At 49.6% G+C, this 11,196-nt stretch carries 11 protein-coding genes; 8 read left to right on the top strand and 3 right to left on the bottom strand.

From position 1 onward, the window contains the following. Nucleotides 1-43 precede the first annotated feature (43 nt). Nucleotides 44-2,113, bottom strand: a complete 2,070-nt coding sequence (locus tag C2M24_RS07480; RefSeq protein WP_105213858.1) for a bifunctional 2',3'-cyclic-nucleotide 2'-phosphodiesterase/3'-nucleotidase — start codon at nt 2,111-2,113, stop codon at nt 44-46. A gap of 175 nt (nt 2,114-2,288) precedes the next feature. On the opposite strand from C2M24_RS07480, the gene C2M24_RS07485 reads away from it, so the two are divergent. From C2M24_RS07485 to C2M24_RS07495, 3 genes are all read left to right on the top strand, one after another. Further along, nucleotides 2,289-2,873, top strand: a complete 585-nt coding sequence (locus tag C2M24_RS07485) for a TetR/AcrR family transcriptional regulator (RefSeq protein WP_105214547.1) — start codon at nt 2,289-2,291, stop codon at nt 2,871-2,873. A 101-nt stretch (nt 2,874-2,974) separates the two neighbouring features. After that, nucleotides 2,975-4,009, top strand: coding sequence for an NADP-dependent oxidoreductase (locus C2M24_RS07490; RefSeq protein ID WP_105213860.1), 1,035 nt, complete (start codon nt 2,975-2,977; stop codon nt 4,007-4,009). Between the two features lie 23 nt (nt 4,010-4,032). Then, entirely contained in the window at nt 4,033-4,662 is a 630-nt protein-coding gene (locus tag C2M24_RS07495; protein WP_105213862.1) for a glutathione S-transferase family protein, read from the top strand. A gap of 146 nt (nt 4,663-4,808) precedes the next feature. On the opposite strand, the gene C2M24_RS07500 is transcribed toward C2M24_RS07495, so the two are convergent. Then, nucleotides 4,809-6,173, bottom strand: a complete 1,365-nt coding sequence (locus C2M24_RS07500; protein ID WP_233999517.1) for a Fic family protein — start codon at nt 6,171-6,173, stop codon at nt 4,809-4,811. Nucleotides 6,174-6,383: 210 nt separating this feature from the next. On the opposite strand from C2M24_RS07500, the gene C2M24_RS07505 reads away from it, so the two are divergent. After that, nucleotides 6,384-6,797, top strand: a complete 414-nt coding sequence (locus tag C2M24_RS07505) for a hypothetical protein (protein ID WP_105201293.1) — start codon at nt 6,384-6,386, stop codon at nt 6,795-6,797. Continuing rightward, nucleotides 6,794-6,991, top strand: a complete 198-nt coding sequence (locus C2M24_RS07510) for a helix-turn-helix transcriptional regulator (protein ID WP_105201294.1) — start codon at nt 6,794-6,796, stop codon at nt 6,989-6,991. The genes C2M24_RS07505 and C2M24_RS07510 overlap by 4 nt, the downstream gene beginning before the upstream one ends. A 104-nt stretch (nt 6,992-7,095) precedes the next feature. On the opposite strand, the gene C2M24_RS07515 is transcribed toward C2M24_RS07510, so the two are convergent. Beyond that, nucleotides 7,096-8,067, bottom strand: coding sequence for an LLM class flavin-dependent oxidoreductase (locus tag C2M24_RS07515; protein WP_233999518.1), 972 nt, complete (start codon nt 8,065-8,067; stop codon nt 7,096-7,098). Nucleotides 8,068-8,285: 218 nt separating this feature from the next. On the opposite strand from C2M24_RS07515, the gene C2M24_RS07520 reads away from it, so the two are divergent. The 3 genes from C2M24_RS07520 (at nt 8,286) to C2M24_RS07530 (ending at nt 11,176) form a co-directional block, all read left to right on the top strand. Continuing rightward, complete coding sequence (locus C2M24_RS07520; RefSeq protein WP_105213864.1) at nt 8,286-9,545, top strand: glycerophosphodiester phosphodiesterase family protein; 1,260 nt, start codon at nt 8,286-8,288, stop codon at nt 9,543-9,545. A gap of 202 nt (nt 9,546-9,747) precedes the next feature. Continuing rightward, on the top strand, nt 9,748-10,704 hold the full coding sequence (locus tag C2M24_RS07525; protein ID WP_105201296.1) for an SPFH domain-containing protein: 957 nt from the start codon (nt 9,748-9,750) through the stop codon (nt 10,702-10,704). A 16-nt stretch (nt 10,705-10,720) separates the two neighbouring features. Next, the gene (locus tag C2M24_RS07530; RefSeq protein WP_105213866.1) at nt 10,721-11,176 is read left to right on the top strand and encodes an activity regulator of membrane protease YbbK; all 456 of its coding nucleotides are present in this window, start codon (nt 10,721-10,723) and stop codon (nt 11,174-11,176) included. Nucleotides 11,177-11,196 lie beyond the last annotated feature (20 nt).

Below are 11,196 nucleotides of genomic sequence, written 5' to 3' on the forward strand. Positions count from 1 at the left end.
GGCTAGTCGAAACAAACTAGCCCTGTTATGTCTTAACATCTTATTACTGTAAGTCGATGCGATAGAGGGCGAAGCCATTTTCATCAAGCTTAAGCGGTGAGGTCGGTGTGACGGCCGGCAGGGTTTCGGCTATGGCGGCCACATCATCTAAAGGCGAGGTTCTAAACACCACATTCAGTGGCGTGTCTGTGCTGACCTTGGCAAAGCGCCAGTTGTTGTCCGCGGAAGGATCTAAACCCGTCTCTGGCGATTTAGCCGCTTCGCTGATGATATAGCTGCGCAGCACACCGCGGTTTTCATCCGGGCCTTCAAAGGTTTCACGGCTGCTGCCATCTATGGCCGGGAAGTTGCCGCCACCACTGGCGCGATAGTTATTGGTCACAACCAAAAACTCCGCCTCTGGATCGATAGCCTGGCCTTGATACTGCAGGTTAACGATGCGCGAGCTCTCTGGGTTAATAAGCACGCCTTCGTTGTCATAACGCTTAGGCTGAGTCACGTCGATTTCAAAGGTGACGCCATCGATGATATCGAAGTTAAAGGTAGGGTAGCTGGTATCGAGCAGGTTTTGCTCGGCACTGGTGCTCATGTCGATTTGGTTAAACTGACCAGCGGAGCGCTCTAGCCATTCCTTTACGTCACCGCCTGATACCTTCACCATGCGAATGGTGTTGGGGAAGACGTACAGGCTGACGGTATCGAGCATTGCAATATCGCCCGCCTTTACATGGGTGTAATCCTCCACGCCATTGCGCCCGGCACGAAACGGCGCTGCCGCCGAAAGTACCGGCAAACCATCTAATTCGGTGCCCTGAATAAAGGCCCTACCCCAGGCGATTTGCGCATCGGCAACGATTTGGATTGACGGGTCGTCCTGTACCAGGGCGAAGAAACTAAAGATGGGTGCAGAGATCTTCGCAAACGGCTCACTCACCCAGTCGATGGTGGCCTTATGTTCAAGCTCGATGGCCGCGGCAATTTCCCCATCGGCCTCGGCCAGGTCGACAAAGTTGCCTTCTGCATCCTTGGTGCTGATGGCGCGATTGCTCACCGCCGAACTCGCAACCTGCCAGCCACCGTTTTCTGTGGGCTCCAGCTCCAGGTCGATAATACCCAGATGATTACCGAAAAAGCCCGGCATCACCGCGGGCACGCCATTGAGAGTGCCATTGACATTATCTATGCCCGCTTCTTCAAAGCCATCATAGGCGGCATCGCCGGGGAAAACACGGTGGTTATGACCAAACAAGATGGCGTCTATTCCCTCTACCTGAGAAAGGTAGAGGGCGGTGTTTTCGGCCATGCTTTCATAGGCGCTGGCGGTTAACCCGGAGTGAGGAATGGCAATAACAATATCGGCGCCCTCTTCTTTCATTTGCGGCACAAACTTCTCGGCGGTGGCGACGATATCCTTGGCGATCACCTTATCCTGCAAATGAGCGTTGTCCCACTGCATAATTTGCGGCGGCGTAAGCCCCAGGTAGCCGATTTTAACGGTTTGCTCGTTGCCATCGCTGTCGAAGACGATTTTGTCTTGAATATAATAAGGCGTGTAGCGGTTTTGATCGTTACTCTCATCATTATCACCGTCATCCACGTACACATTGGCATTTACATAAGGAAAATCGGCTCCCGCCAAGGTGGCATCTAAAAACTCCAGGCCAAAGTTAAATTCGTGATTACCCAGGTTAGCCACGTCATAGTCCAATAGGTTCATCGCCTTATAGGCCACGTGAGTCGCGCCATTGAGAATATCGTCCTTGCGCACCAGGGCTTCATAGTCGCCCAGCGGGCTGTTTTGAATTAGGTCGCCGTTATCCACCAAAACACTGTTAGGCACCTCGGCACGGGCTTCCTTGATCAAGGTGGCGGTATTAACCAGCCCCAGGGTTTCCGATGGCGCCTGAGCAAAATAATCATAGTTCGACAAATACATGTGAATGTCTGTGGTTTCCATGACCCGCAAACTCACCGTGGCTGAGGGGCTCACACCAATGTCTTGGTCATCGTCATTGTCATTGTCGTTACTTGAGCTGCAACCGCTGAGGCTTAGAGTAACGGCTAATGCCAAAGTAGACTTTAATAAGTGCTTGTTATTGAATGGGGTTTTCATACTTGTTCCATAGTTTTTTGAAAATGAAGATTGCCCCGTCACCCTAAAAAGGTTTTATGAATTTATGATGAAAAAGTAGTATCAAAATGTAATCGAGGCTTCGCTCCAGACCTCCTTAAATACGCACCTCAATGAAAACTAGACGACTGGTCTAATCAGGTTTAGAATGGACGCCATGAACGCAAAAACCAATGACACACGCCAGCATATTTTAAAGGTCGGCTACGAGCTAATCGTCAGCAAGGGCTTTACGTCCGTGGGCCTTTCAGAGCTGTTAAAAACCGCCAATGTGCCCAAGGGCTCTTTCTATCACTACTTTAAGTCGAAGGAGCATTTTGGCGAGGCGCTGATCCAGGATTATTTTAGCCAATACCTTGAAGCCATCACCGGGCTGCTAGAGAACCCGGCGCTCAGCGGCTATCAGGCACTGATCCAGTATTTTGAGCTGTGGCTGGCTCAGGATAAGGGCAGTTGCAATGCCAATAAATGCCTGATCGTTAAACTAGGTGCGGAAGTATCGGATCTGTCCGAGCCCATGCGTGTCGCCTTGAAAAACGGTGCCGATAGAATTGTCGATACCATAGCCAAATGCATTGAACGCGGCATGGTCGACGGCTCAATTAAGGCCATCGATGCCAAGCAAAGTGCGCAGCAAATCTATTTTCTATGGATTGGTGCCAGCTTGTTGAACAAGCTATATCAGGACCAAGCCGGGCTAAAACAGTGCCTGGAGAACACCAAACAGTTATTGCAGGGCTAAACGCCCGGCGATGAAATTACACCGCCATGTGTTTGGCGGTTTTTTTTGCAACGAATACTAGACGACCGGTCTAATCAAAAATTACATTTAGGAGAATACCTATGTCAGCTTCAACCCAAAACCGCCGCATCGTATTGGCATCACGCCCTCATGGCGCCCCGACGGCGGCTAACTTTCGCTTAGAAACCAGCGCTAAACCCGAGCCGCAAGCAGGCGAAATCCTGCTGCGCAGCGTGTATTTATCGCTCGACCCTTATATGCGCGGGCGCATGAGCGATGCCAAATCGTACGCCGAGCCGGTGGCCATCAATGACGTTATGGTCGGCGGTACCGTCTGTCAGGTTGAGCAATCAAACAACAGCGACTTTGAACCGGGTGAATGGGTGCTGGCCTACACCGGCTGGCAGGACTATGGCATCTCCGATGGCAAGGATCTGATCAAATTGGGTAAAAACCCCACTCACCCTTCTTACGCCTTAGGCGTTATGGGCATGCCCGGTTTTACCGCTTATATGGGGCTGTTGGATATAGGTCAACCGAAAGCCGGTGACACCTTAGTCGTGGCCGCAGCAACCGGCCCGGTGGGCGCCACCGTAGGGCAAATCGGCAAGCTTAAGGGTTGTCGTGTGATCGGCGTTGCCGGCGGCGCGGAAAAATGCCGTTATGCCGAAGAGGTATTGGGTTTTGATAAATGTCTCGATCACTATGCCGACGATTTTGCCGAGCAACTGGCAGCAACCTGCGACCAGGGCATCGATATCTACTTCGAAAACGTTGGCGGCAAGGTATTCGATGCGGTAATGCCGCTACTGAACACCGGCGCCCGCGTGCCACTGTGCGGTTTGGTCTCTCAATACAATGCCACCGAGCTGCCACAAGGCCAGGATCGCCTGTCATTATTGATGGGGCAACTGCTGATCAAACGCATCAAGATGCAGGGCTTTATTATCTTTGATGACTACGGCCATCGCTACGATGAATTTGCGAATGATATGAGCCAATGGCTGGCGCAAGGTCACATCCAGTATAAGGAGCAGATCGTAACCGGGCTGGACAATGCACCCGAGGCCTTTATGGGCTTACTCGAAGGGAAAAACTTCGGCAAGCTGGTCATTAAAGTAAACGATCCTCTTTAATATTGCGCAATAAGGAAGAAAATATGATTAAACTACATCACCTTAACCAGTCTCGCTCTAAGCGCATTATCTGGTTGCTCGAAGAACTTGGGCTGGAGTATCAGGTTGTGCCCTATCAGCGCGATAGCGTGACATTTTTGGCCCCACCGGAGCTAAAAAGCATCCATCCGCTGGGCAAATCCCCGGTGCTTGAAGATGATAACCAGGTGATCACCGAATCCGGTGCCATCACCGATTACCTGATTGACAAATATGGCGCCCAACAGCTGGCACCCGAGCGCGGCACTGTGGCATACACCCAATACCAGCAGTGGCTGCATTTCGCCGAAAGCTCGGCGATTTTACCCCTGTTGCTTAAGATGTTTGTCAATAAAGACGGCGCCAAGATGAATTTTCTCGACGGCTATGCCGATATCGAAACCCATAAGGTAATGAGTTACTTTGACGCCAGCCTGGCAGGCAAAACCTACCTGGTGGAAGAGCGATTGACCGGCGCCGATATCATGATGTCCTTTATCGTTGAGATACTGCACAAGTTTGGCCTAATAGAGCAATACACCAACCTTCAACGCTATAGCGAGCAACTGGCTACACACCCCGCCTTTCATAAGGCCGATGCGGTTGAGGCCGAGCTGGATACAACAGTAGGCTAAAAACCTCGCTCATCGTAAGCCGCTGATTTATCGGCGGCTTCTCTTTAGCTATTGACTTATGAAGTATTACCAAAATAAGCGACTAAGTTTTAGCAACAAAGTCCAATGATTTAAATGCCTCTGTATAAGCAGGTGAAAGTCAGTTGTTATCTTTCCCAATTACCTTGTATTTCCTGTTTTTCCAACATATGAAAAAGCCACTCTCTACCATTTTTCTTTTTCCCGAACACACCAAGATCAACCAAACCATTCAACGTGCTCGCGGCCGTATTATAAGAACATCCTAGGTTCTCTTTTACATTCGCTGCGGTGAAGTACTTTGCCCTTCCACTTTTAGCCACCTGGAAAACAACCTTTTGTTTTTCAGATAACTTTTTATATAAACCGGACTCCCAAACCCAGTTGTTAAATGACTCAATATCACTTAAGGACTTTTTATAAGCATCTTTAAAGTTACTAATAGCCCTTAATATCACACCACATTGATACTCAACAAAGTAAGTCAAATCCATGTCATCCGTTTCGGTATAAAGGTAAGACTTTCCGTATTTAATCGGAGCTAGTTTAAGCAAGGTACTGATAGCAATATATCTGAACGCAGCATAGTCATTTTTAAACATATACCAATAGAATAACGATCTGGCGACCCGCCCATTACCATCCCTAAATGGGTGCTCAAAACCTATCGCAAAATGCAAACAAATTGCTTTTATCATAGGATGAATGTATTCGCTGCTGTCGGCATCGTCATGGCAGGTGTTAGCCCATAGCGCAATTTTTTCGAGCCTTGCTTCGATCCCACTTGCGCTCGGCGGCATGTGCACAGGCTCACCTTCTGCATCGACAACTGCAACATCGTCCGTTTGCCTAAAGACACCGGGAGTATACTTGCCATTATCAATATCCTCAGTCCCCTCGCGGTGCATATCAAGAATAAGCTCGATACTTAATGGCTTTTTCCTATTATCCCAAGCAAATTTCATCATCTTGAAGTTTCCAAGGATCATTTTTTCATCTGGGGTACGAGGCTTACGCTTACGTTTAAGCATGTCTTTTGCGATCAATGTAGTTGTCGCTGCACCTTCCAATTGGCTGCTACTAATAGCCTCATCTTCGATCAAATCATTTAGTAAATATTCAAAGTGATTCTCTTCACCTATTTTGCTACTCATCCATTCAAGTGAACCGGTTGTTGCGTGCCGATCTGCATGCGAAATAGCCTTTTGAATCGTCGGCGTCAGTATAAAATTACACAATATTTCATCATCACCCAGCGGCAATAGTTTCATGTATTGTGACATTCTAGAAGCCTTGGTTAACCCCCAAGCCAAATGGACTTCTAGGCCACTGGCCACCCGATATTGATACTCATCAAAAGGTAAATAACGTCCTTTGCTATCTACTGGCTGATAGTATTCAAGGTAGTTCCCGAGCTTTTCTGGGGACTTTTTGCTAATTTGCTCAAAAACATTCCCCAAGAAAGGTTCATTTTTAGGTGGCCTTTTAATCACAGAGTTATCTCAATTTTTTTGACTATTGAGATAAAGATACAGTATCTATCCGTTTTTGTCTCAAGTTTGTTATTTTTTGAGACAGAAATATTCTAAAGCCAATATTGACATATATCACAGACTTTTTGTAAAACACCCTTGACATAAAAACAATCCAAGCCTAACTTAAATGTAAAGTAAACATAACTTTTAGACAAAGGAGTTAGACTTATGACCTGTGAGCAACTTGATTCGAGACCCGCGGTGATCAACACCACCAAGCAGCTGGCGCTATGGACGGGAGCCTGGGTTGGCTCGGCAGCGCTGGCGACTCTGGGCCATCAATTGTTATGGACAAATAACATCAGCCTGTCGCTTATTGCGATCGCAATTAACCTCTTGCTGGGAATGCAAATGATCCGTGCTTATATCAAGCACATTAAGGCCCTCGACGAACTGCAACAAAAGGTACAGATTGAGGCAGCGGCGATCACCGCCGGCACTGGCATAGTGGCGGGCAGCAGTTACAGCTATTTATCGAATTTTGGGGTGATCCAGCAAGAGGCCAATATTGCCGTACTCATAGTTATTATGGCCCTGGCCTACATAGCCGCCATAATTATCGGCATGTGGAGATACAGATGAAAAATCGCTTAAAGGTACTGCGTGCCGAGCGCGATTGGACTCAAGCCGATTTAGCAAACGCCCTGGGAGTCTCGCGGCAAACGGTAAACGCCATAGAAAAAGGCAAGTTTGACCCAAGCCTCCCCCTGGCCTTTAAATGCGCGAGGCTGTTTAACCTCGCCATTGAGGAAATTTTTGAGGACGAGAACCACTAAGAAGTCCGGCAAAGATACTTCTAGCATTATTGTCGGCCTGAAGGCCGACCTACAACCTTAGCGGCAAAGGCCGACCTAAAATGATTGGCATTAGCCCTTGGCGATTAATTCGTAGGAGCGCAATCGAGCCTGTTGATCATGAATAATGGCATTAACCATGATCTCATCGGCGCCGGTGCGCGCCTGCAACCCACGTAACCCGGCTTGTACCTTGTCCCGATTACCAACGATGGACTCGCCAACATATGAGTGACCTGCTGGCACTCCGCTGCGGTCCAAATCATATCCATATTCTCGGTTGGCGGTGGAATTAGCCCCTCCTGCCCACGCAGCATGCTGACAAACTTTTGCTGTCCTGTGGTGGCCAGGTATTCCGCTTCTTCGTTGCTATCGGCGGCTATCACATTCACCGCCACCATAACGTAAGGCTCGGCCAGTTGCTGGCTGGGCTGAAACTGCTGGCGGTACAACTCAATAGCACGCATCATAAAATCGGGGGCAAAATGTGAGGCGAATGCAAAGGGCAGCCCCTTTTTCGCCGCCAACATGGCGCTGTAAGTGCTCGAGCCTAATAACCATAGCGGCACCTGAGTACCGGCTCCGGGATAGGCGCGTACCCTTTGTCCGGGCTTGGCATCGGCGAGGAAATAAGCCAGTTCATCGACTTGCGGCTCTAAATCTTCCGCCGCACTTGGGTCGCGACGTAGCGCATGAGTGGTAGCGCCATCGCTGCCTGGAGCGCGACCTATGCCGAGATCAACGCGATCCGGGAACAAGGTCGCCAGGGTACCAAACTGCTCCGCCACCACCATGGGCGCATGGTTTGGCAGCATCACACCGCCTGAGCCAATGCGTATCTTATCGGTATGCGCACCGATATAGGCCAGCAGGGTGGAAGTAGCGGCGCTGGCGATATCGGGCATATTATGATGCTCAGCCATCCAAAAACGCTGATAGCCCAGGCGCTCAACATGCTGTGCCAACTCTTTTGCGCGCATTAATGCATCCCGCGTTGAGCTCCCCTGCACCACGGGTGCCAGGTCAAGCACACTTAAAGGAGGTAATTTTGCCATCATACATTCACCAAGGTTAAAAATTGTCAGGGCGCTAGAGTAGCAGTTTTATTCGCTCGGATAGAGACAACTAAAAACACATCTTTGTGGCCTAAATGGCATCAATTGGCCTTACTCAAAACCTATTTATGCTTAAGCTAAGATAAAAATGTCATAAAATTAACACGCTTGAGCACTATGCTTAAGAATATGCTCGGGACTATTTAAGATAAGACCTGCCTATGCGCTTTGCTCTCACCATCATTTTTCTTGCATCACTACCCCAAGCCTACGCCGCAGAAAGTACAGCGACAATAACAAGTGCCCATACGCAGGTGCAGCTAGGCCCACGGCCCTATGCGCTTATTGATGCCATGACGCCAAGCGCCCTGAAAGACACCCTGCTCGCCTGTGGTGACAAGGAAGTTAAGGCTCATTCTTTTTCCATCGGCCATCGCGGCGCCCCGCTGCAATTTCCCGAGCATACCCGCGAGAGCTATCTGGCTGCAGCGCGCATGGGCGCGGGCGTGCTCGAGTGTGATGTAACCTTTACCGCTGACAAGGAGCTGGTGTGTCGGCATTCTCAATGCGATCTGCATACCACCACCAATATTTTGCAAACCGAGCTGGCAGCCAAGTGCTCCGAACCATTTACACCGGCCGCACATGGCAAACCGGCAAGCGCCAAATGCTGTACCAGTGATATCACCCTGGCGGAATTTAAAACCTTAAAGGGGAAAATGGATGGCGCTAACGAGAATGCTAAAACAGTGGCAGACTATCTGCGTGGCACCGCCGACTGGCGCACCGACCTCTATACACACCAAGGTACGCTGATGACCCATGCACAGAGCATTGCGCTGTTTAAAAAGCTCGGTGTGCAAATGACGCCAGAGCTCAAGGCTCCCGAGGTTAAAATGCCATTTAAAGGCATGTCGCAAACGGATTACGCCGCCAAGATGATCGAAGAATATCGTCAGGCTCAGGTGCCCCCAAGCCTAGTGTGGCCGCAGTCTTTTAACCGCGATGATGTACAATATTGGCTTGACAGCCACCCTGAGTTTGCCGCGCAAACTGTGTACCTGGATGACCGTGATAGCGACCTCTTATTCGATCACCGCAGCCCACGCACCTGGTCACCCAGCATGAAAGCCTTAGCGGATCAGGGCATAGAAGTGATTGCCCCACCAATCTGGATGCTGCTTGATTTAGACCAAGACCAGAAGATAGTGCCCTCGGCCTATGCCAAGGCCGCCAAGGCTGCAGGGCTAAAGATCATTGCCTGGTCGCTGGAGCGCTCCGGCCCATTGGAAACTGGCGGCGGTTGGTACTATCAGTCAATTACTGAGGCGGTCAAGCATGACGGCGTGCTGATGCAGGTATTGGATGTGCTGGCACAAGAGGTAGGCGTGATAGCCGTCTTTAGTGACTGGCCGGCGACCACCACCTATTACGCCAATTGTTTACTGGCGCCGGATAAGAAAGAAATAAAACAAAAGTAAGTACACACCAACATAAATATCCTAAGTAGACCGTCTATTGTCATTTCAGCTGACGGCTAAAACCAGCTTAAGCCTTTCATTATTCACGTAAAGTTCATATTTTTATGGCGCAAATAGGGACGCGGTGGTAGGCTAGATACGGCGTATTATTAAGCAATAACAAGCAAGCGCCCTAATTTCGGTCTTTTCTAAGGAGAGTAATATGGACCCCGTTTCGCAGATCCTCAACATGCTATTCACGGTTGAGGCATTTCTACTGATCTTCGTGATTGTGCTACTAAAAAGCAGCGTGAAGTTCGTTCCACAAAACCGCGCCTGGCTGATTGAGCGTTTTGGTAAATATCAATCCACCAAAGAAGCCGGTCTTAACTTTATCGTGCCTTTTATCGACCGTATCGCCGCTGATCGCAGCCTAAAAGAACAGGCTCAGGACGTACCGTCGCAGTCGGCAATCACCAAAGACAATATCTCGTTGATTGTTGACGGCGTGTTGTACTTCCGCGTGCTAGATCCATACAAGGCAACCTATGGTGTTGATGACTATGTATTTGCCGTAACCCAATTGGCGCAAACCACCATGCGTTCCGAGCTGGGTAAAATGGAGCTGGATAAAACCTTTGAAGAGCGTGATTTGCTTAATACCAATATCGTCGCGGCAATTAACCAGGCTTCCGAGCCTTGGGGTATTCAGGTACTACGCTATGAAATTAAAGACATAGTGCCGCCTAACTCGGTAATGGAAGCGATGGAAGCCCAGATGAAGGCCGAGCGTGTAAAACGTGCGCAAATCCTTGAGTCTGAAGGTGACCGTCAAGCCGCTATCAACGTGGCCGAAGGTAAGAAGCAGTCACAGGTACTGGCCGCAGAAGCGGAGAAGGCCGAGCAAATTCTAAGAGCCGAGGGTGAAGCCCAAGCCATTATCGCCGTAGCCGAAGCCCAGGCGGATGCTCTGCTTAAAGTTGGTGCTGCTGCCGATACCGAGCAAGGTCAAAAAGCCATTCAGCTTGATCTTGCCACCAAGGCCATTGCCGCCAAAGAAGCCATCGCCCGCGAGTCTTCCGTGGTATTACTCCCGGAGAGTGGCACAGATGCTAGCTCATTGGTGGCGCAAGGGATGTCTATTATCAACTCCCTGAATAACAAACAAAAAATCAGTTAACTTTGAGGAGTAAGCCATGGAGCTGATCACCAACAACCTTGCCGAAGCCCTGATGATTTTGGGCGTGCTCGCCCTTATCCTAGAGGTCGCGGTGCTGGGTATGTCGACCATAATCCTGTTGTTATTGGGTCTGTCGCTGTTGGCTACAGGGATAATGATGAACTTTTCCTTATTGGAGAGCTCATTAACCATGGCATTGTGGAGCAACACCCTGATCACTCTCGCCTTGGCTGCCTTGCTGTGGAAGCCGCTCAAGCGCATGCAGGAGCAACGTGACAACGCCCAAGTACACTCTGACTTTGCCGAGCTGACCTTTACTCTGACAGAAGACGTAAACGATCAGGGTCTGGCTCATTACGCTTATTCCGGCATTAGTTGGAAACTGAAGAGTGAGCAGCCGCTTAGCGCTGGCACCCTGGTTAAGGTGGTAAAAAAAGAAGTGGGTGTGATGTGGGTAGCCGCCTGCGAGTAGGCCCCAGCTAAACTCCCCCA

The organism is Pseudoalteromonas sp. T1lg22 (genome assembly GCF_002964645.1).
GTDB lineage: Bacteria > Pseudomonadota > Gammaproteobacteria > Enterobacterales > Alteromonadaceae > Pseudoalteromonas.

Excerpts from the sequence above, each read along its gene's own strand:
- C2M24_RS07480 (WP_105213858.1), bottom strand. The coding sequence starts at position 2,113 with ATGAAAACCCCATTCAATAACAAGCACTTATTAAAGTCTACTTTGGCA.
- C2M24_RS07485 (WP_105214547.1), top strand. The coding sequence starts at position 2,289 with ATGAACGCAAAAACCAATGACACACGCCAGCATATTTTAAAGGTCGGC.
- C2M24_RS07490 (WP_105213860.1), top strand. The coding sequence starts at position 2,975 with ATGTCAGCTTCAACCCAAAACCGCCGCATCGTATTGGCATCACGCCCT.
- C2M24_RS07495 (WP_105213862.1), top strand. The coding sequence starts at position 4,033 with ATGATTAAACTACATCACCTTAACCAGTCTCGCTCTAAGCGCATTATC.
- C2M24_RS07505 (WP_105201293.1), top strand. The coding sequence starts at position 6,384 with ATGACCTGTGAGCAACTTGATTCGAGACCCGCGGTGATCAACACCACC.
- C2M24_RS07510 (WP_105201294.1), top strand. The coding sequence starts at position 6,794 with ATGAAAAATCGCTTAAAGGTACTGCGTGCCGAGCGCGATTGGACTCAA.
- C2M24_RS07515 (WP_233999518.1), bottom strand. The coding sequence starts at position 8,067 with ATGATGGCAAAATTACCTCCTTTAAGTGTGCTTGACCTGGCACCCGTG.
- C2M24_RS07520 (WP_105213864.1), top strand. The coding sequence starts at position 8,286 with ATGCGCTTTGCTCTCACCATCATTTTTCTTGCATCACTACCCCAAGCC.
- C2M24_RS07525 (WP_105201296.1), top strand. The coding sequence starts at position 9,748 with ATGGACCCCGTTTCGCAGATCCTCAACATGCTATTCACGGTTGAGGCA.
- C2M24_RS07530 (WP_105213866.1), top strand. The coding sequence starts at position 10,721 with ATGGAGCTGATCACCAACAACCTTGCCGAAGCCCTGATGATTTTGGGC.